The sequence below is a fragment of the Marinomonas alcarazii genome, assembly GCF_003208215.1.
Taxonomy (GTDB): domain Bacteria; phylum Pseudomonadota; class Gammaproteobacteria; order Pseudomonadales; family Marinomonadaceae; genus Marinomonas; species Marinomonas alcarazii.
On sequence record NZ_QKLW01000001.1, the window covers coordinates 160,515 to 181,108 of the forward strand.

Genomic DNA, 20,594 nt, shown 5'->3' on the forward strand with positions numbered 1-20,594 from the left:
CTAGTTTGTCAGTGCTTTATTGACGTAATCGATACTATCTTGGACTGCCTGTTTTGGATTCTCTACATTCCAGACTTTCTTAGAAAATGGTTCAAATGAGACTGGGCCATTATAGCCAGCTGCAAGTAGGGTACGAAGCTGCCCAACGTTATCTAGTCGATCATTTGGCCCGACTAAAACACGGTCACCATCAAGCATGTCGTTAAAGGTAATGCTATCTTCTAATCCTGATATGTGAACTAAACCTGTACGTTCTGGGAAGAATTCATCTTCACCTGCTCCTTTGTGGTGGAAGGTGTCATGAACCAAAGAAAAGAGGTCCTGTTTACCAACTGCGTCAATCGCTTCGAGGGCAACTCTTTTAGAGCGCAGTGAGGAAATAGGGAAGCCTAGTGGCTCAACAAATCCTTTAAGGTTAAATTCTTCTAAGATTTTTGCCAGTTCCGATAAGGCGTATTTAAGGTCCTCAAAGCTGACCTCATTGCCATCATTTAAAGGGCAAACAACTAATCCTTCTGCATTGGCTGCTTTTGCAAGCTCTGCCATTTCTCTAGCCTGCTGAGCGCGTTCGTCATTCCAAACGTTAAATGGGTAGAGTGCATTAATGGATAACACTTTGATATTGAGCTCACCGGCCAGCTTTCCTGCCATTTTTGCAGAGGCTAGGTCTGTTAGGCTGTTATCGCCAACATCGTTGCGAAATTCGACTGTTTGAGCTTTAAGTTGAGACGAAAGGGTTAGGAAATCTTTAAGGGAATAAGAAGGACAAACCATATGGTTTAAGCCAAATTTAGGTAGCGTAGACATGTAATAATACCTTTATTAAGTGTCGCTTATCATCAGCCCTATTGAGGTGAAGAATACGCGAAAGTGGTTTTTTAGAATTATTTTTCTATTCGCATAGTACAGCTGAGAAAAAAAAATCGTCAATCAAGTTTGTAGAAAACCACTCACAATCTATCAAAACACATCATTTTTATGTTAATTCATCAAAATGGTTCGAATACGCCTTCTAAATGCGCCTTCTATCGATGTAGACTAATTTCGTGAATCATAGAGTTCAGGTGGAAGTTAATGTTGGTAAAAAATACCCTCAAATTTTCCTATCAAATTAAATCAAAATTTAAGCTTGACAAAGCACATCACATGAAGCAAATTGGAATATATATTCCATGATTGTCTATTATGGAATATATATATTCGAATCGCTTGTGTTAATTAAATATAAGCAAGTCGGATGTTTAGAGGTGGATGGTCAACTATGAGTTTTTTGGCTTGATCTCTAAGCGCGTTTTACCGGAAAAAATAAAAACAACTAGAGCGTATCAGCGCTCGCTTTCGAGGAAATCGCATAATGAAAAAATTACTTCTCACAGCTATTACATCTTCACTTTTGGCGACATCTGTTTCTGCAGCTGACATGAAAATCGGTGTCTCAATGGCCCTTTTTGATGACAACTTTTTGACGGTTTTGCGTAATGGCATCCAGGATTCAGCAAAAAGTCAGGGCGTTGATGTTCAGATTGAAGATGCTAAAAATGGCGTTGGCAATCAATTGAATCAAGTTCAGAACTTTATTGCTTCTGGCGTAGATGCCATCATTATTAACCCTGTTGATACCGATGCTACTGTATCCATTTCGGATGATGCTCAAGCAGCAGGTATCCCTCTTATTTATGTTAACCGTCAACCAATCAATGTTGATTTACTTCCAGAAAATCAAGCATTTGTAGCGTCTGATGAACGAGTATCAGGGACACTTCAGACTAAGGAAGTATGCCGTTTGCTAAATGGCAAAGGCAAGGTTGTTGTAATGATGGGTGAATTAACTAACCAAGCCGCATTGCAACGTACTCAAGATATTCATGATGTGATTGCTACACCAGAATGCTCAGGCCTTAAAATCGTTCAGCAACAAACTGCTGAATGGTCTCGTACTAAGGGTAGTGATTTGATGACTAACTGGATAGCAGCAGGTATTCAATTTGATGCTGTTATCGCAAACAACGATGAAATGGCTATTGGTGCGATTCAAGCATTAAAAGCATCAGGTCGTTCAATGGATGATGTTGTAATTGCTGGTATCGATGCAACTACCGATGCGTTGGCTGCAATGAAAGCGGGTGAACTGGATGTTACTGTTTACCAAAGCGCAGATGGTCAAGGTCGTGGTGCAGTGGATGCGGCAGTTAAACTAATTAAAGGTCAGAGTGTTGATCGTAAGGTTTGGGTTCCATTTGAGTTGGTTACACCTCAAAACCTGAAAGATTACCTTTAATCACATTTGTTAGAAAACTCATTCAATTAAAATAAAAATAGGAGGGATTGCGTTATGAATAGCGCAGCAGTTGAGGAAACCGTGTCTGTAAGTGGCGCAACTCCTCCCAGAGATCACTCGTGTGAATATGTATTAGAAGTCGTAAATGTTTCTAAGTCGTTTCCAGGTGTGTTGGCATTGGATGACGTGCAGCTAAAGATTCGCCCAGGTACTGTCCATGCTTTAATGGGGGAAAATGGAGCTGGAAAATCTACTTTAATGAAAGTTATTGCAGGTATTTACCAGCCAGATAGCGGTGAAGTTAAGTTGAGAGGTGAGACTATTACTTTAGAAACGCCTTTGAAAGCACAGCAGTCCGGGATTGCCATGATTCATCAAGAATTACTCTTGATGAATCAGATGACGGTAGCTGAGAATATTTGGATTCGCCGTGAACCTAAAAATGCCTTTGGTTTTATTGATCACTCTGAAATGCATAAGATGACTGAGGATTTGTTTGACCGTCTTAATATACATCTCGATCCAGACGCTGAAATCAGCACGCTATCCGTAGCAAACCGTCAGATGGTGGAGATAGCGAAAGCCGTCTCTTTTAACTCTGATGTGTTGATCATGGATGAGCCAACGTCAGCAATTACCGAGACGGAAGTGGCTCATTTATTTGAAATTATTAGAGGCTTACGTAAACAAGGTATTGGCATCGTTTATATTACTCATAAAATGAGTGAGTTGTTTGAAATTGCTGATGAGTTTTCTGTGTTTCGTGATGGAAAATACATTGGGACGCACGCTTCTGCTAACGTCACTCGTGATGAAATTATTCACATGATGGTCGGCCGTAATGTTGACCAGATGTTTCCAAAAGAAGAAGTCGAGTTAGGAGAAGTTTTACTGTCTGTAAAAAACCTGACTTTAGAAGGTGTGTTTAATGATGTGTCGTTTGACGTAAGAGCCGGTGAAATTTTAGGTTTTGCAGGCCTTGTTGGTTCAGGTAGGTCTAACGTCGCGGAGGCTATTTTTGGCGTAACTCCGGCAGATTCAGGTACAGTCTGGATTGAGGGTGAAGAAGTTCATATCAAAAATCCAAATGACGCAATTATGAAAGGCATGGCTTTTCTAACAGAGGACAGAAAAGAAACGGGTTGTTTCTTATCATTAGATATTCAGGAGAATATTCAGTCTGCTGTTTTGCATGAGAATTTTGTTAATGGCGGTGGTTTTGTTGACCAAGCAAAGCTAAATATAGAGTCTGAAGAGCTGTGTAGAAAATTACGCGTAAAAACCCCAGATATGGAAGAGGCCATTGAGAATCTTTCAGGCGGTAATCAACAAAAAGTATTAATTGGCCGTTGGTTGCTTACCCACCCACGTATTTTGATTTTAGACGAGCCTACTCGAGGTATTGATGTCGGAGCAAAAGCTGAAATCCATACCTTGGTCACGCAGCTGGCTCACAAAGGGGTGGCGGTTATCATGATTTCTTCCGAGTTACCGGAAGTATTAGGTATGAGCGATCGTGTGCTTGTTATGCACGAAGGGCGTGTTACTGGCATTTTAGATCGCTCTGAAGCAGATCAAGTCTCAGTGATGAAATTAGCAGCACAATAATACAGAATTAGAAAAATAAGAGGTTTTTATGTCTACAGTAGATAACACCATGAAAGAGGCTAATGACGGCCAGGAAGTCTGTAAGAAAAAACGTATTCCTGCAGAAGTTAGTATTTTATTAGTACTAGTCGGTATATCAATTATGTTTGAAATATTGGGCTGGATCTTCGTAGGCCAAAGCTTTTTAATGAACATGAGCCGCCTACAAATCATAATATTGCAAGTCTCCGTTATCGGTATTATTGCTATCGGAGTGACCATGATCATCATAACTGGTGGCATAGATTTATCCTCTGGGTCCGTAGTCGCCATGTCAGCCATGATTGCTGCAACTTTTGCGCAATCAAGCAGTTGGCCTAAAGTGATTTCACCATCGTTAACAGATCTACCATTTGTTATACCTTTAGCAGTTGGTTTAGCCGTAGGTGCTGCTGCTGGTTTTGTTAATGGTTGGTTGGTTACAAAAACACGTATACCTCCATTCATTGCCACATTGGGGATGATGGTATCTGCTCGTGGTGTGGCTCGCTGGTATACTGATGGTAGCCCAGTATCTGGTTTTACAAATGAATTTGCTATGTTAGGGAATGCATTAGACCGTTGGATGCCTGTTGTTATCTTTATAGTTGTGGCGATTATTTTTCACGTGGTCATGCGATATACACGCTTTGGTAAGTTTACTTATGCCATTGGTGCAAACCCTCAAGCGGCCCGTGTTTCAGGTATCAATATTGATCGTCACCTAATCAAGGTCTATGCCATTGCTGGTTTGTTGGTTGGGTTGGCGGCCATGGTTGCGATTGCACGTATTAAAACAGCTCAAGCTGGTATGGGGCTGATGTATGAATTGGATGCCATTGCCGCAGCGGTTATTGGTGGGGTTTCTTTATCTGGTGGACGCGGTCGAATTGCTGGAACTGTGATTGGAGCCTTAATTCTTGGGGTGATGCTTTCTGGTTTTACCTTCCTTCGAATTGATGCTTATTATCAAGATATAATCAAAGGCGCCATCATTGTTACCGCTGTTATTATTGATCAGCAACGCCAGAACAAGCGTAAGAAAACTACGTAGCATTATTGTTTACCATAACATTGCAGGAATCCGAACTCTCCCGTTACCGCTCAGTGTTTCATTGAGCGGTTTTTTTGTGTTGGTCGAAAACTTTCGCATTTCGCATAAGGGCGGTGGTCGTTAATACTTTATTAAAACAGACTATTGAATATTTCTATAACCCATAAATTCGGTTTTGGTGTTGCTGAAAATTATGGGTTAGAAAACATAGAGCGGTTTGACGGATTCTATAGGTTTTCTGCGACGTGTAGCTCGACTGATAGTTTAACTGGTGCAATTGTTTGGTGTTTTTTACTGCTGAATGCTTCTGCAAACAGGTCGGAAAGTCTATAGGCTAGCTTTTGTACTGGCGTTGCAATGATCATGTCGATTGTGTTATCACTCAGAGCTAAGCGAGTGTAAGAGGTGAGTTCGTTACAAATGAGCGTTATTTTTTGATCTTTTTTGTCTTCTTTTAATGCTCGTATTATGCCTTTTACTCCACCGCCAGCGCTATAAATAGCGGTCAAATCTTGATGTTTTGCCAAGAGTTCTTTTGTGGCTTGATAAGCCAGATTTTCGTCATCTAAATTTGTCAACGGCGGAAGCAAATGAAAATTGTGCTGAATTTCTCGAAAATAGGATATGAAGCTAATTTCGGCGATATCTTGATTTAAATAACGATGACTGCCCAAGAGAATTCCAATTTTCCCTAGTGTGGTCGTTAGTCTTGAAATAGCCCATGCTGCGGTACGTCCTGCTTTTCGATTATCAACTCCAATATGGCCTGTACATGTATTGGTTGATAGAGGGGACAAAATAGTAAAAACGGGAATCCCCCGTTCAACGAGCTGTTCAATATGACGATTTAATGTGTGGTCGTCTAATGCCACAAGCGCAATGCCATCTGCATGTTTGCCTTCTTTAATGACTTGTTTGGTAATGTATTCAGGCGTAACTTCATCCATAAAAACAATTTTCGTTTCGAACTGAAATTGTGTTTCTTGCGAGCATGCGCTACAAATCGTCATGCCAAGTCCTTCATAGAATTCATCATTACTGCGTTGCAGTAAAATGGACAATCGTTTAACTGGTTTCGATTCGCGAACACGCCTTTTGAGTAAGCCGGAAGCATGATAACCAATGTCTTCAGCTGCTAATAGTACACGCTGAGATGTTGACTCCCGTACTTTAGAGCGCTTGTTCAATACTCGATCTACAGTTGCGATGCTAACGCCTGCTGCATCAGCTAAATCGTGAATAGTCGGTCTTTTAGACATAGAAAATAACCTGATATTATGCAGTTCGTGGTTGTTATTAGGGCGGATATCTTAGTGTGGAATTTAATGTCTTATGCACCTTGGTTTTCATCGAATTTATAAAAAAAGTGCCATAAACAATAAAAAGTGATACCTGCAGCAATGATCCCCCAGAATGGTTCTTCTGATAACCACTCGACCAATGTCCAGCCAAAACAGAATATAGTAGTTGCAACACGACGCCATTTTGGGCGAAAAAATTTACGATCTGTTTCGTTCAATTTCAATATCCTATTTCATAATTTTTATTGAATAAATATCTTTGTCTAGGCGTTTTGATACTAGACATGTTAGTAATTACTAAGTTAGAATTTTTATTCTAAAATTGCAATAATTACTTCTCTCTATAGGCTCACTATTTCCCTATGTGTCTATGCTTGGTTTTTGAGAGAACTTTGAATAGAGAGAGTATTTTATGTCAGATGTCCTTGCCCCAAAATCTTTAACAGATTTGAAAGAGGCTATTAAACAGCATTATTCAAAATTAAGTAAACGACTTCGCCAGGTGGCTGAGTTTGTATTAGATGCGCCAAGCGAAGTTGCCTTTGGCACCGTTGCTACCTTATCTAAAGATGCTGGAGTGCACCCTTCTACTTGGGTTCGATTTGCTAATGCTTTCGGATTTAGTGGCTTTAGCGAAATGCAGAAATTATTCCAGCAGGATTTGATGGAGGAAGCACCGAGTTATCAGGATCGAATTCGTTTGGCGAGAGAGGCATTTGGGGAGGAAAATACTGAGCAGTCTCCGTCTCAACTACTGACTCGTTTTTCACACGCTAATGCAATCGCCCTTGGGCATTTGGGTGAAACGACAGCTGCAGAGGATTTGGATAAGGCAATACAAATATTGTCTCAAGCTCATGCCGCGCATATTGTCGGGGTGAGACGGGCGTTTGTTGTCGCCAGCTATTTTGCTTATGCCTTGCGTCATATTGATCAAAAAGCGTATTTGGTCGATGGAGTGGGCGGGATGTATAAGGAACAGGCTAGTGCTTTAGACAAGAATGATGTGCTTATTGCTGTGAGCTTTCACCCTTATGCTGAGGAAACGCAAAGTGTTGCGAAAGCGGCGGCAGAGAAAAATGTTCCTCTTATTGTTATTACGGATAATCAAATTAGTCCGTTGGCTTCTATTGCGACGGTGTGCTTTGTTGTAAAAGAAGCAGAGATAGATTCTTTTCGTTCTTTATCTTCATCACTTTGTCTGGCGCAGGCATTATCGATTGGTTTAGCTTATGAACTGGAGAAAAAGAACGCTTAGACTAGGGAATATGCGAATAAGTCCTAGCCATACGATAATCGCGCTTTAAGTCTTAGAGCCTCAACCATGTCACACCAACTCACTTTTGTCGACAGCGAGTTCAACAACAAACGCCGTAAAACACGTAAGGAAATTTTCCTTTCTCGCATGAATGAGTTGATGCCTTGGGATCAACTAGAAGCGGTTATTGAGCCGTTTTATCCTAAACCAGGGAATGGCAGAAGACCTTATCCGCTATCAACCATGTTCCGCATTCACTGTATGCAACATTGGTACAACATGAGCGATCCAGCGATGGAGGATGCTTTGTATGAGATCACGTCCATGCGCTTATTTGCTGACTTATCGTTAGAGAATCCAATTCCTGATCACACCACCATCATGAATTTTAGGCACTTATTAGAGAAACACAAACTCTCGCGCCAGCTTTTTAAAGAAGTGAATAGGTGGCTGTCTGATGCAGGTATTTACCTCAAAGAAGGCACCATTGTGGATGCGACTATTATTGAAGCGGCCAGCTCTACGAAAAACAAAGCCAAAGAAAGAGACCCTGAAATGCACCAAACTCAAAAAGGTAAGCAGTGGTTCTTTGGCTTAAAAGCCCATATTGGTGTTGACGCTAGAACAGGGTTAACTCACAGCGTGAGTACAACGGCGGCCAACGTTCATGACATCACGGAAACAGTGAACCTTCTTCATGGCGAAGAGTGTTTTGTTTCGGCTGATTCTGGCTATCGTGGTGCTCAAAAGAGAGAAGAGTTAAAAGGTGTCAAAGCAGACTGGTTGATTGCGGAGACTCCGAGCAAAATAAGAATCTTAAAAAAACATCCTAGAAAAAATAAACAGCCCATCCGAACGGAATACATCAAAGCCAGCATTCGCGCAAAAGTCGAACATCCGTTTAGAATCATCAAGTGTCAGTTTGGTTTTAGAAAAGCTATTTATCGTGGATTGGCTAAAAATGACAGTAAGCTCACCATGCTGTTTGCTCTTGCAAACGTGTTTCGAGTTGATCAGATGATCCGAGCCGCAAGGGGGTAATCCGTTAAAAAACCACTAAACAAGGTTTGATTATCTTGTTTAGTGGTAGAAAAGTGATAAACCAGCCACATTAGTTAGTGATTATTCACAACGTCGGGGCTTTTTTGTATCTGAAAACGATAAATCCTCTGTTACTTACTTCCCAAAAAATGATTCCTAAAACGTCTAAACTCGAAAATCCTCATCAAGTCTCTGCCAATGCGCTCTTAGCTGTTGTTTGTGTCCTTCATTCATCGGTAGGTTTTTCAAAGCTTCAGGCCAAAGGGGTCTGGCTTTTTCTATCGCATCGTCCAAATGCGGTTTGATCGCTCGCCATGGAATATCTGATTTAATTGCCCAATGTTCAAAGTGTTTATAAAGTAGGGCGAGCTGTACTAGATTGATAGCTTTCAGCAAAATGTAAAACATTACGTCCATTTTTAGCCTGCCAAATACCCTACTAGATGACCATGTAACGTCAACTTAAGAACACTAATTTCCGTTGTCATCTTCGTCTTCTAGTAGTCCTTTCCATGGATCATCCGATAGTTTTTTTTGTTCATCAGAATGATCAGGCTGTTTGTGCGTTAAAGATGTGTTGTTACCATCACTTTCAAGAACTGCTAAAACAGCATTCAGCTTTTCTTTTGGAATCAGCATGACGTCACTATTGAGACCCTTGGCAATCAGTTCAAGAGTATCAAGTCTTGGGTTGCCTTTTGCTTCAAGCCGTTGGTACTGCTGCCTAGAAATACCAATACGCATAGGCATGTCATTCTGCTTGAGTTTCAGTGCTAAACGACGATTTTTGATTTGCTGTAGTAGATTTATCATAAGGAAACTAATAAGTTGCTTTTTAATATATAGAAACATATTAGTTGCTATTTTGATTAAAAGCAATTTAAGTGTTTCTTTTATGCACTTACAGGTGCGGAAATATAAAGAGGTATTTTTAGCCTACTTATAAAAAAATTACAGGTGGTGATGTTAGAGAATTAGTGTCTTCCTAAGTCGTAGACAAGGCATCTTATTAGTCATCTAACTCAAGCAAGGCTTTAGCGGTAATCCTATCTGTGATCAGCACATCTAAATAGCCTCCTTTTAAAGCGCCATGAATAGATGACACTTTTTCATTTCCTCCAGCAAGACCAACGACACGAGGGCATTTTCTTAGCTGCTCTAGTTGCATTGAAATAACTGGATCTTCGTCTTCTGCAAGTATTGCTACGCCGTTTTTATCGTAATAATGTAGGCCAATATCGCCAACCGCACCGCGATTACTTAATAGTTCAGTCATTTCTTCGTGGTAATAGTTGCCTGAGTTGCGTAATAAAGACGATGGCTCTGTTGAACCTATCCCTACAATTGCCAAGTCTACCTCATCAAATTTATTTACAACATTGGCTACTTCAATGCTCTGCAGTAGGCGCTGTTTGTCTTCAACAGAACGCTCGATACTTAATGCTGGAAGTAAAAAGGATTCGCAGCCAAGAATGTTGGCCAGTGACTGAGTGAGCATGGTGGACTGTAAGTTACCATTTTGTCCCACTCCGCCCATAAGCTGAATAACCCCAGAAGCACTTATTTTTAGCGGGTGTAATGCATCAATCATGGCTCGAATGGTAGTGCTCCATGATGAAATGCCGATTAATTCATCTTTCATTAATGTTGTTTGTAGATAGTGGGCTGCCATCGAACCTATGGCTCGTTTGATTTGATCATCGCTTGGCTCTTCATCAACATCAACAACAATGACTTGTCTTAACCCATAAAGTTGCTGAAGTTGGTGCTCAAGACCAATAAAGATATTCGGCGGTTGAACGACGGAGATTTTTACAAGTCCTTCTTTCAGGCAACGGGTAAGAGCACGTGAGACTTGGGATTGAGATACATTTAACAACTGCGCTACTTCAGACTGTTTTTTGCCTTCGTTGTAGTAGAGGCTGGCAATTTTAACCAGCAGGCGTAATTCGCTTTGTGTCGTCATAATGTTCTCCTGAGCAGCGGGCTTTGCATCAGGTTACGTAGGTTAGTTACCTGTATCTGATTGCCGCATTTGGGGTCTAGTTACACGTTGTGTCTATGGAGTGGAAAATCCGAGTAGTATACTAGAATAAATATTCACAATTAGCATCTTAAATCCTATATGATTTTTTATGCAAAACATTCCAAATAACGCTTGTATGCTCTTAGTTTACTGGATCTTGCTGAATCAGCAGTGAAGAGATATCAAGCTAAATTGTAAGGATTCCCCAAATAAACTATAGCTACGTGGTTATTGTGCTTTGTTCTTTTACATCCTTTCTAATTCGTTTTGTAGAGCGTGCGTTCTACTGCTTCTTTCCAGCCTGCGTAGCTATTTATTAGGTCACTTTGTTTGCTAGTAGGTTCGATAATTTCAATATCACGTTTGAGTGAAGCGAGTTGTTCTCGGCTTGACCACCAACCTAACGCTCTGCCTGCTAAATAACCTGCGCCCATTGCTGATAGCTCTTCGGTAAGGCTGCGAATAACTGTTTTTTGTAACAGGTTTGCTTGTAATTTCATTAACCAGTGATTTCGCGTGGGACCTCCGTCTACCAGTAATGTATCAAGTTTCACGCCGCCCATTTTTTCCATTAAATAGAAAACGTCAGCTACTTGAAACACTATAGCTTCAAGTGCTGCTCTGGCTAGAATGGCAGGGCTGGAGTTGTCAGTTAAGCCTGTAATTAACCCCCGCGACTTTGAGTTCCAGTGTGGCGCACCTAAGCCTGAAAGTGCGGGAACGAAATAGACGCCATCATTATTTTTAGTGGACGCTGCTAAGTTCGAAAATTCGCTTAAGTCGCTGATACCTAGGAGCTTAGACATAAAACCAACTCCTGCACCTGTGTGAGTAATGTTACCCTCAAGCGCATAGCTCAGAGCCCCATCATTCCAAGCAACTGTGCGTCCTAAGCTAAAATCTGTACTCTGGCTAAGTTCTGCTATAGGTGTCATTAACGAACTGCCTGTGCCATAGGTCGTCTTGATCGCTCCAGGGGAAAATCCACCTTGACCATAGAGTGCGGCATGTGAATCACCAATTTGCGATAGCAATGGAATACCATCGGCTAGATTGTCAAAGCCAAGTGTTTCTCCACGATGGCCAGAAGATGGCATGATGTTTGGCAAACAGGCTTTAGGGATGCCAAATACAGCGAGGAGTTCGTCATCCCAGCTTTGAGTGTAGATATTAAACAGCTGGGTTCGAGAAGCATTGGATACGTCAGTACAGAATGTTTGTTTGCCACTTAGATTCCATGCTAACCAGGTATCGACAGTGCCAGCACAGAGCTCTCCGGATTCAGCACGAGACATGCCATCTGTTAAATTGTCTAGCATGTAGCGTAATTTTGCTGCTGGGAACAGAGGGTCGATTGGTAGGCCTGACTTTATTTGTACCCGTGATGCGTTATCACTCTTAGCCAGTGTTTCACAAAAAGGGGCTGACCGACGGCATTGCCAACTAACGAGAGGCGTAATAGCTTTACCTGTTGCTCGCTCCCACACCAAAATAGATTCACGCTGGTTACTAATGCCGATTGCTTTGACATCGGCATTAGGTATTTGCGCTAATGCTTGGTCAATGGCGCTAGATACAGCTGTTATTATTTCATTTGGATCTTGTTCTGACCAAGCCGCTTTAGGGTGGCTGATCGTCAGTGAAACGGATCCTTTAGCAATGATTTCTCCATTTTGGGTAATACAGACGGCTTTCGCGTTTGTAGTCCCTTCATCAATGGCGATAATTATGGGCACGGTCATTATTATTTTTCTCCGGCTAATTGACGTTTAGTCGTCGCCTTTACGACTCATTAGTTCTATTAAGTCATATTGTTATTGATTTTAGTAAGTAGGTGCATAGAGCTTAGCTAGTCTGTTTTGCATTTTCACTTACATAGGTCGATACAATGTCGATTGAATATATATTCATTTTTGTATTTATATTCAAGCAGGCTAGCTTAAGTCTGTCAAGAAAACGAATAACGAGGCGTTTGAGTTTGCATTAGAGGAATGTGAGTCGTTAAAAATAGTTATGCCAATTGCTTGCCTCAGGTAAATTATTGCTCAGATACTGTGAATTTTGTGGCAAAAAAATATTAGATTCAGGTATAGAGCGGCGATGGTTAGAGCTAGCCATTCCTGTAGGAATGGCTGTTTTTCTTGTCTTTTAGAAAAAATATATGAGGAATAAAACCAAGTAGATAAACATCAATTATCGAATAAAAAGCCGTGATTATAAGGGTATTTAAGGTTTTTTAAGACTTTTGGTGGATATTTTTTTCGTTACTTTATCCCTAATAATTTAATAAATTCAAAGTGTTAAGAGGGCTTAATCGCTTTGATTCACGCTTTTTATTCTGTTTTGCAGCTAAAAAATAGGTTTATAGCACTAGACAATCATCAGGTGTAATCCTAAACTCTCTCATGCATAAAAAATTGAATGTGCATAAATATGCAGGAAAATAAAAATAAACGCATAATTAGAGGGTAAAAATATGAATAAGAAAATCCTTAAATCAACGTTAGTGGCAGCTGCAATTGGTTTTTCTAGTCTTGTTTCAGCACAAGGCTTAATTGCGATTATCACCCCTTCCCATGACAATCCTTTCTTTAAATCAGAAGCTGTCGGTGCGCAACAAAAAGCCGAGGAGCTTGGTTATACCACTTTAGTTGCTTCGCACAACGACGACGCAAACCTTCAGGATAACTTGATTTCTACTGCTATCGCTCGTAAAGCGGTTGCAATAATTTTAGATAACGCAGGGGCAGATGTAACCATAGGGGCTCTTGAAAAAGCGAAGAAAGCGGGTATTCCAGCCTTCTTGATTGACCGTGAAATTAACGCGACAGGCATTGCCGTCTCGCAAATCGTATCGAATAACTATCAAGGTGCTCAGTTGGGCGGCGAGAAGTTCTTGGAGCTGATGGGTGGTGAAGGTAAGTATGTTGAATTGCTAGGTCGAGAATCTGACACCAACGCCCATGTACGTTCGCAAGGTTACCATGACATCCTAGATGATTACCCAGGCATGGAAATGGTTGCGCAGCAAACAGCTAACTGGAGCCAAACTGAAGCATTTACTCGGATGGAATCCATCCTTCAAGTAAACCCAGATATCAAAGGCGTAATTGCAGGTAACGATACCATGGCGCTCGGTGCAGAAGCGGCATTGAAAGCCGCTGGCCGTAATGACGTTATTGTTGTTGGTTTTGATGGTAGTAATTATGTTCGTGATTCCATTTTAGCGGGAAGCAATATTAAAGCGACTGTCCTTCAACCAGCTTGGGATCAAGCGCAAATGGCTGTTGAGCAAGCACACAAATACATTACTACGGGTAGTACTGGTTTGCCTGAGAAGCAGTTAATGGACTGTATTCTTATTGACGAATCCAATGCTAGCCAACTTGAAACCTTCGCGATGAATTAATTGCGAATCGATATAAATGGACTGGTTACTGTTAGCCAGTCCGTTATTTCAAACAAGACTTAGTATTTAGGTGTGACCATGCTTACTTTAACCAAAGCCTTAAAGTTCACGATGTTATGCGCAATGGTGATTGGAGTCAGTGCCTGTAAAGTCGTCAAACTAGACGAAAACAACAAGCCAATTATTCCAATGAGTGCGGCAGAAGCTTCGAAGATCAAAAATATGGAGCCGGATGTCATTGCTCAAAAACTCTGGCCGCAAGTTACTGCGCAATACCAGGACGCAGAATCCATTGACCGTTTAGATTTTTCTGTCGATACGAGTACGTTCGTTAAGGTCGACGGAACTGTTACCGATTTCCAACCTAGTGCGCTGGGTAACAAGATGACAGTCAGTTCTGGTGATTACGTTATTCCGCTTCAACTTGGACCTGTAGTTAGAGGTAATACAATCCGTGATGCATTGGATTTTATTAGCTTCGACCAATTTAAAAATCAAGTGCAGTATGCCCGTTTATCTAAGGAGCTTAGTAAGCAAGCTCTGTCTCATATTGATGCACCAGACGAAAGTTGGGTTAGCTCTAAAATAGACCTGATTGCGGCGATTACACTGAAAAACGGACAAATTGTCTCTGCTGTGCCACTCAAAATGGCTAGGAGATAAACCATGATGATCGATGACGATATTATTTTAAAAGCCGAAAAAGTCTCAATGCTGTTTCCTGGCACAAAAGCCTTGAATAATGTGGATTACAAGGTTTATCGCGGTGCCGTAAATGTACTGATTGGTGAAAATGGCGCTGGTAAATCCACCTTGATGAAAATCATTGCTGGTGTCCAACAGCCTACGGAAGGACATTTATTTTTAGAGGGGCAGCCTATTCATATGGCGAGCACGCGAGTTGCGGCTGGCCTCGGTATTGGGATGGTTCATCAAGAGCTGAATCTTTCAGAAAACCTAACGGTAGCTGAAAACCTCTTCTTGGGGCGGGAAGTTCAAAAAGGTCTTACGCCAATTAATAATGCAGAGCAACGTAAAGTGACTATGGAAGCAATGGCTCGCCTGAAGCAAAACATTGACCCTGATGAAGTTGTGCACAATTTAAAAGTAGGGCAAAAGCAATTGGTTGAAATTGCTAAAGCGCTTATTGGCGATATAAAGATTTTAATCTTGGATGAACCGACTTCGGCATTGAGTAAAAAAGAAGTTCAGATCCTATTTGATGTGATTCGTGACTTAACGTCTCAAGGAATCACCATTCTATACATATCACATCGATTAGAAGAGTTAATGGAGATTGGCACTCACATTACGATATTACGAGATGGTAATTTTCAATCGGAAGCCAAAGTCGAAGATATTGATGTTCCTTGGATCGTTAGAGAAATGCTGGGTAGCGATCCGGTGAGTGATTTCTTACCGCCAAACCGACAGTTTGGTAAAAATGTTATGGAAGCCAAGAATATCACCTATGTCGATAAGTCTGAACGAACTTTGGTTGATGATGCTTCGTTCGAGCTTAAGGCTGGAGAAATTGTCGGGATCTATGGGCTGATGGGCGCAGGTAGAACCGAAATGTTTGAATGTATTTTAGGTAAAACCACCTATCAAGGCACCATCCTCATTGATGAGGTGCCAATCCATTCCAAAATGAAAACAGCACAACGAATTAAATTGGGCGTTGGATTGGTGCCAGAAGATCGTAAGCAATCGGGCATTTTTCCAGTCAGTTCTGTTTCTAATAACCTCAGCGTTGCTAGCCTATGGAAACGATTAAAATTCCGAGTCATTGCGGATAAAGATGAATGCGAAGCGGTGAAAAAAACCATTGCAGACCTATCCATTAAAGTTTCATCACCAACGGTAGAAATACAGGCGCTGAGTGGCGGTAATCAGCAGAAAGTCGTCATCGGACGGTCACTGCTTACTGAACCTAAAGTCTTGCTTCTAGATGAACCAACGCGGGGCATTGATATTGGGGCGAAAAGCGATGTGTTTGAAATGATGGTGAAACTATCAGAAATGGGAATTGGAATCTTGTTCTCGACTTCTGATTTAAAAGAAATTATGGCCATTTCTGATCGCATACTCGTGATGTCGAATGGAAAAATTACCGCCAATGTTGAGCGTAGTAAAACCAATGAAGAAGAATTGGTTTTTGCTAGTGCACAAGGATTTTAATTATGCAGACAAATACAACAACAATGAAAAAAGCATCAGGAATTAACGCGAGCCACGTTGGCCTAGTACTCTTAAAAATGCGGACCTTTATCGCACTTTTTGCCATTGCTGGTTTTTTCGCATTTACTGTAGATGGCTTTTTAGCGCCAGCGAGTTTGATCATTATGATCAAGCATATCTCTATTAATGCCTTGTTAGCACTTGGGATTACCTTTGTCATTATTACCGCTGGCATCGATTTATCGATCGGCGCCATCTTGGGGTTTTGTGGCATGGTTGCAGGCTATCTCATTTCACAAGGTATCGTTTTACCGATGTTTGGGATCGCTATTTTTCCGAGCGTTTGGCTAATCGTGCCACTGGTGCTCGTCGTAGGGGGATTAATTGGCGCCGCCAATGGCTTCATCATAACTCGGTTTAATGTGGCTCCGTTCATTTGTACATTGGGCACTATGTACATTATTCGTGGCGCAGCGCTTCTGGTTTCCGGTGGTGAAACCTTTCCTGGTCTACAAGGTAATCCTGAATTAGGTAATACAGGTTTTGACTTGATTGGTTCTGGCTCATTGTTTGGTGTGCCTTTCACAATTTGGTTGATGTTCATCGTTGCCGGAATCATTGCTTATATTGCTAGAAAGCTGCCGTTTGGTCGTCATGTGTACGCGATTGGCGACAACGAGCGTGCGGCTGAATTGTCTGGCATCAAAGTGAACAATGTAAAAATCTGGGTTTATACCATTGCCGGATTATGTGCTGCTCTTGCCGGCATTGTTGTTACCTCGCAGTTAGTTGCGAGTCACCCTTCTACAGGTAATGCATTTGAAATGAATGCCATTGCTGCTGTAGTGCTTGGTGGTACGTCATTGGCAGGCGGTCGAGGCACCATCAGCGGAACATTAATCGGTGCGTTTGTCATCGGTATTCTTGCTGACGGCTTGGTAATGATGGGCGTGAGTGAATTCTGGCAGATGGTCATCAAAGGCATCGTTATTATTGTGGCGGTCGTGATTGACCAGATGCAAAGCAAGATGCAATACAAAGCAGCGATAAGCTCTCAAGCCAATAATGAATAAAATTTTTTAAACAAGGGCCGGCGCTTTGCCGGACATTTTTTAAACATTCAGAATATATATTCTGTGTAGAATAAATAACGAGATACGAGATGAATCCATATAATCTATCTACAGCAGACTTGAAAAAGAAGGCGAACGATGTGCGCAAACGCATCATAGTGCTGAACTCGGAAAGCCCTGCCGGTGGTCATACTGGTGCAGATCTTTCCCAAGTTGAGATGGTTACTTCGCTGTATTTTCGAGTTTTGGACTGCGCACCTGACCGCCTAGAAGATCAGGAACGTGATATTTACATTCAATCAAAAGGCCATGCCGTAGGAGGCTTGTACTGCGTATTAGCAGAAGCTGGTTACTTTCCTACCGAGTGGCTACCAAGCTATCAGCATGCAGATTCAAAACTGCCAGGTCATCCTGTTAGACAGAAAACGCCAGGCGTTGAATTGAATACGGGTGCCCTAGGGCATGGCCTGCCTGTTGCTGTTGGCCTTGCTATTGCTGCTAAACGTTCTGGCAGTAAGCGAAAAATTTATGTACTTACGGGAGATGGTGAACTAACAGAAGGCAGTAACTGGGAGGCGGCGCTTGTCGCTGCACATTATGGTCTAGATAACCTAATCATTATTAATGACAAGAATAAATTGCAGTTAGCGGGTTACACCAAAGACATCATGAATACCGATCCTCTGGCAGAAAAATGGAAAGCCTTTGGTATGCAAGTTACCGAGTGTGAAGGTAATGATGTTGAAGCGGTTGTCTCTACCTTAGAAAACCTGAAGCAAGAAGGTAAACCGAACGTCATTATCTCGAATACCACTAAGGGGGCTGGTGTTTCTTTTATTGCGGGGCGCCCTGAGTGGCATCACCGTGTTCCTAAAGGAGACGAAGTAACACACGCACTGGAGGAGCTATCAAATGTCTAGTAGCGAACATTTAGCAAGTGTCATGGTTGAAGAGTTTATTCGCGCTGTTGAACAAGGCGTTGATCTTGTACCAGTGGTTGCTGATTCTACTTCAACCGCAAAAATTAAGCCTTTTGTAGAGAAATTCCCCGATAGATTGGTGAATGTTGGGATCGCTGAACAGGTTATGATTGGTACGGCTGCTGGCTTAGCGTTAGGTGGCAAAGTCGCGGTAACTTGTAATGCGGCTCCCTTTCTCATCTCCCGTGGAAATGAACAGGTCAAAGTTGATATTTGTTATAACAATACTAATGTTAAATGCTTCGGTTTGAATGCCGGCGCGAGTTATGGGCCTTTGGCGAGTACTCACCATAGTATTGATGACATTTCTGTGATGCGTGGCTTTGGTAATATTGAAATTTATGCGCCAGGTACACCAGAACAGTGCCGACAAATTATCCGCTATGCACTTGAAAAAATCGGCCCTGTTTATATTCGATTAGATGGTAAAGCGCTACCTGAATCAATGCCGGAAAACTACCGCTTTTTACCTGGAGCGATTAATGTTTTGGCTGAAGGTAAGCAGGTGGTTTTAGTCGCCATGGGGTCAACCTTACACGAAATTGTTGATGCTGCTGCACGGCTAAAAGAAGAAGGTATTAGTGTGGGGGTTATTGGTGTGGCATCTATTCGTCCGTGCGATACCTCAGCATTGGCTCGAGAATTGGCTAAGTATAAATCGGTCATTACCGTTGAAGAACACAACGTTAATGGTGGGTTAGGTTCATTAGTAGCGGAAGTTATGGCCGAAAATGGCCTAGCGGCTAGGTTACAGCGTCTTGGCTTTAAAGATGGTGAATATGCCATAGCCGCAGACCGCACGAGTATGCGTAAACACCACGGCTTAGATTCTGAGAGTATTTGCAGCGATGTTCGTCAGCTTTTAAATAGAAAAGTAGAAGCAACCGCCTAAATTTGTTATCACTTTAGAGTGTCCTTTGGAGAATAAAAATGAAATTAATAAAAGACAAAAAGATTTTAGTTGCAGCCGATTGGGCTGGTTTTCCGCTTAAAGAAGTTATTGTTAAGTATTTGGAAAGCAAAGGTTGGGAAGTAACGGATATTGGCGTAAAAGACCCAGATGATCCAAACGTGGAAATGTTTCACCGCATTGGTTTACGTGCAGGCTCGATGATCACTGAAAAAGAGTTCGAACGTGCGATTATTTTCTGTGGTACTGGTATGGGCGTTCATTTGGCTGCGGCTAAGTGTCCTGGTGTTCGTTGTGGCGTAGTAGAAAGTGTTCCTGCTGCTCGTCGTTGTGTCATTGGTAATGATGTTAACGTGTTGTCTCTGGGTGCATGGTATGTCGCGCCAGAAATGGGCAAGGCAGCCGTTGATGCGTTCTTGAGCACAAAATTTGGCGATGATCACGAATGGTGGCCAGACTTTTATGAATATCACAAAATTGCCGTTGATGAGATGGAAGCATTTGATTATGACGAATACAAAGCTAATAACTTTGAAGTGCACAAATTAGGTGACTTGACTCTAAGCTTAGTGGATCGACCTGAAGAGTCATAATCCTCGTTAGTTACTTTTAAAGCGCCCATCAGGGCGCTTTTCGTTTGAGCACCACAAAAGGTCAGTATTTCTTTTACTGTTTTTGTTATTCTGCTTTTTTATGGATGTTTATAGATAGGACGTAAGATGCTTGGTCGAGTTACTTTGCTTGTTTTTCTATTGTTATTCAGCCGAGTTTTATTCGCTGAAGTGCTTGTCTTCCCAGAAATCGATGGTGCTATTTTTCCTCAGTTAAGCCGAGAGGAAATGGCGTTGATGGAAAGGGAAGACTTGAAAAAATTGAGTGCGGAGAATTTGCATACCGCATCTGGAATATCTTCCTTTATCCAGTTGGTCACTGGCGAAAAAGTGAAAGCACCACACATAACAATCGCTTTTACTAAGCAGGATTATATCGACAATATTTTGAGTCTAGATAGGTGGCTGCTAAAGAACATTGATAAGTCCAATGACGCGAGAGCGGTTTCTTTGGTTAAAAAAGACCCTGTTCGAATAATGATTTCCGATATTGTTGTTTCTGAGGGAGGCGCCTCTTGTGAAGCTCGACCTATTACTGAGACTTTGTACGTTGGCGACGTACACAAATTTGAAGTGGGTTGTGAGTTAGACCGAAAACGAGACAACGTTCTACAGGCCAGTTTTCTATTGAGTTATTCTGCTAATTATTCTTTTCGCACGATAGGTCGTCAATTACAGGCTATTGATATTTTTGCTAGCGAGCCTCGGTCTTTCCTGCATACATTCGAAGGCAATACTTCCGTTAAAATGAAGGTTACCTATAAGCCAATATGACTTTTGAGTGAGAGGTTTTTTTTATGGCTTCTAGAGAAGGACAAGACATTGTGCGGGGAGAAGGTTCGAAAC

The 20,594-nt window shown here is 41.7% G+C and carries 20 protein-coding genes; 13 read left to right on the forward strand and 7 right to left on the reverse strand.

Features of this window, described 5'->3' with window-relative positions; translation table 11 throughout:
* Nucleotides 1-807 carry a TIM barrel protein gene (locus tag DFP75_RS00705; RefSeq protein ID WP_110571589.1) on the reverse strand — a complete coding sequence of 269 codons (807 nt, stop codon included), beginning with the start codon at nt 805-807 and terminating at the stop codon, nt 1-3.
* A 547-nt stretch (nt 808-1,354) separates the two neighbouring features.
* On the opposite strand from DFP75_RS00705, the gene DFP75_RS00710 reads away from it, so the two are divergent.
* From DFP75_RS00710 to DFP75_RS00720, 3 genes are read left to right on the forward strand one after another with little or no spacing between them, the layout of a single operon-like run.
* Complete coding sequence (locus DFP75_RS00710; RefSeq protein WP_110571590.1) at nt 1,355-2,278, forward strand: sugar ABC transporter substrate-binding protein; 924 nt, start codon at nt 1,355-1,357, stop codon at nt 2,276-2,278.
* A gap of 54 nt (nt 2,279-2,332) precedes the next feature.
* Nucleotides 2,333-3,886 carry a sugar ABC transporter ATP-binding protein gene (locus tag DFP75_RS00715; RefSeq protein ID WP_110571591.1) on the forward strand — a complete coding sequence of 518 codons (1,554 nt, stop codon included), beginning with the start codon at nt 2,333-2,335 and terminating at the stop codon, nt 3,884-3,886.
* 28 nt (nt 3,887-3,914) lie between these two features.
* Nucleotides 3,915-4,958 (forward strand): ABC transporter permease, encoded by a 1,044-nt coding sequence (locus tag DFP75_RS00720; RefSeq protein ID WP_110571592.1) that lies wholly within the window; start codon nt 3,915-3,917, stop codon nt 4,956-4,958.
* A gap of 227 nt (nt 4,959-5,185) precedes the next feature.
* Here DFP75_RS00720 and DFP75_RS00725 read toward each other — a convergent pair whose 3' ends face one another.
* Together DFP75_RS00725 and DFP75_RS00730 are read right to left on the reverse strand one after the other, a co-directional pair.
* The gene (locus tag DFP75_RS00725; protein WP_110571593.1) at nt 5,186-6,217 is read right to left on the reverse strand and encodes a LacI family DNA-binding transcriptional regulator; all 1,032 of its coding nucleotides are present in this window, start codon (nt 6,215-6,217) and stop codon (nt 5,186-5,188) included.
* Nucleotides 6,218-6,288: 71 nt separating this feature from the next.
* On the reverse strand, nt 6,289-6,477 hold the full coding sequence (locus DFP75_RS00730) for a hypothetical protein (RefSeq protein WP_110571594.1): 189 nt from the start codon (nt 6,475-6,477) through the stop codon (nt 6,289-6,291).
* A gap of 194 nt (nt 6,478-6,671) precedes the next feature.
* Between DFP75_RS00730 and DFP75_RS00735 the strand changes: the two genes are divergently transcribed.
* Nucleotides 6,672-7,517, forward strand: a complete 846-nt coding sequence (locus DFP75_RS00735; RefSeq protein ID WP_110571595.1) for a MurR/RpiR family transcriptional regulator — start codon at nt 6,672-6,674, stop codon at nt 7,515-7,517.
* Nucleotides 7,518-7,583: 66 nt separating this feature from the next.
* The gene (locus tag DFP75_RS00740; protein WP_110571596.1) at nt 7,584-8,558 is read left to right on the forward strand and encodes an IS5 family transposase; all 975 of its coding nucleotides are present in this window, start codon (nt 7,584-7,586) and stop codon (nt 8,556-8,558) included.
* A 165-nt stretch (nt 8,559-8,723) separates the two neighbouring features.
* Here the strand turns inward: DFP75_RS00740 and DFP75_RS00745 are convergent, their stop codons facing one another.
* From DFP75_RS00745 to DFP75_RS00760, 4 genes are all read right to left on the reverse strand, one after another.
* The gene (locus DFP75_RS00745) at nt 8,724-8,975 is read right to left on the reverse strand and encodes a hypothetical protein (protein WP_220032606.1); all 252 of its coding nucleotides are present in this window, start codon (nt 8,973-8,975) and stop codon (nt 8,724-8,726) included.
* 54 nt (nt 8,976-9,029) lie between these two features.
* A complete protein-coding gene (locus DFP75_RS00750; RefSeq protein WP_110572771.1) occupies nt 9,030-9,371 on the reverse strand; it encodes a helix-turn-helix transcriptional regulator in 342 nt (113 codons plus the stop codon).
* 196 nt (nt 9,372-9,567) lie between these two features.
* A complete protein-coding gene (locus DFP75_RS00755; RefSeq protein ID WP_110571597.1) occupies nt 9,568-10,524 on the reverse strand; it encodes a sugar-binding transcriptional regulator in 957 nt (318 codons plus the stop codon).
* A 317-nt stretch (nt 10,525-10,841) separates the two neighbouring features.
* Nucleotides 10,842-12,326 (reverse strand): FGGY family carbohydrate kinase, encoded by a 1,485-nt coding sequence (locus tag DFP75_RS00760; protein ID WP_110571598.1) that lies wholly within the window; start codon nt 12,324-12,326, stop codon nt 10,842-10,844.
* A 734-nt stretch (nt 12,327-13,060) separates the two neighbouring features.
* On the opposite strand from DFP75_RS00760, the gene DFP75_RS00765 reads away from it, so the two are divergent.
* The 8 genes from DFP75_RS00765 (at nt 13,061) to DFP75_RS00800 (ending at nt 20,522) form a co-directional block, all read left to right on the forward strand.
* Nucleotides 13,061-13,993 carry a D-ribose ABC transporter substrate-binding protein gene (locus DFP75_RS00765; protein ID WP_110571599.1) on the forward strand — a complete coding sequence of 311 codons (933 nt, stop codon included), beginning with the start codon at nt 13,061-13,063 and terminating at the stop codon, nt 13,991-13,993.
* Between the two features lie 78 nt (nt 13,994-14,071).
* Complete coding sequence (locus DFP75_RS00770) at nt 14,072-14,656, forward strand: DUF2291 family protein (protein WP_110571600.1); 585 nt, start codon at nt 14,072-14,074, stop codon at nt 14,654-14,656.
* 3 nt (nt 14,657-14,659) lie between these two features.
* Nucleotides 14,660-16,174: a sugar ABC transporter ATP-binding protein gene (locus DFP75_RS00775; protein ID WP_110571601.1), complete on the forward strand. Its 1,515-nt coding sequence runs from the start codon at nt 14,660-14,662 to the stop codon at nt 16,172-16,174.
* Nucleotides 16,175-16,176: 2 nt separating this feature from the next.
* A complete protein-coding gene (locus DFP75_RS00780; RefSeq protein WP_220032607.1) occupies nt 16,177-17,247 on the forward strand; it encodes an ABC transporter permease in 1,071 nt (356 codons plus the stop codon).
* A gap of 89 nt (nt 17,248-17,336) precedes the next feature.
* Complete coding sequence (locus DFP75_RS00785; protein WP_110571602.1) at nt 17,337-18,167, forward strand: transketolase; 831 nt, start codon at nt 17,337-17,339, stop codon at nt 18,165-18,167.
* Complete coding sequence (locus tag DFP75_RS00790; protein WP_110571603.1) at nt 18,160-19,119, forward strand: transketolase family protein; 960 nt, start codon at nt 18,160-18,162, stop codon at nt 19,117-19,119. The genes DFP75_RS00785 and DFP75_RS00790 overlap by 8 nt, the downstream gene beginning before the upstream one ends.
* A gap of 38 nt (nt 19,120-19,157) precedes the next feature.
* Entirely contained in the window at nt 19,158-19,730 is a 573-nt protein-coding gene (locus DFP75_RS00795; RefSeq protein WP_110571604.1) for an RpiB/LacA/LacB family sugar-phosphate isomerase, read from the forward strand.
* A gap of 126 nt (nt 19,731-19,856) precedes the next feature.
* Nucleotides 19,857-20,522, forward strand: a complete 666-nt coding sequence (locus tag DFP75_RS00800) for a hypothetical protein (protein WP_110571605.1) — start codon at nt 19,857-19,859, stop codon at nt 20,520-20,522.
* Nucleotides 20,523-20,594 lie beyond the last annotated feature (72 nt).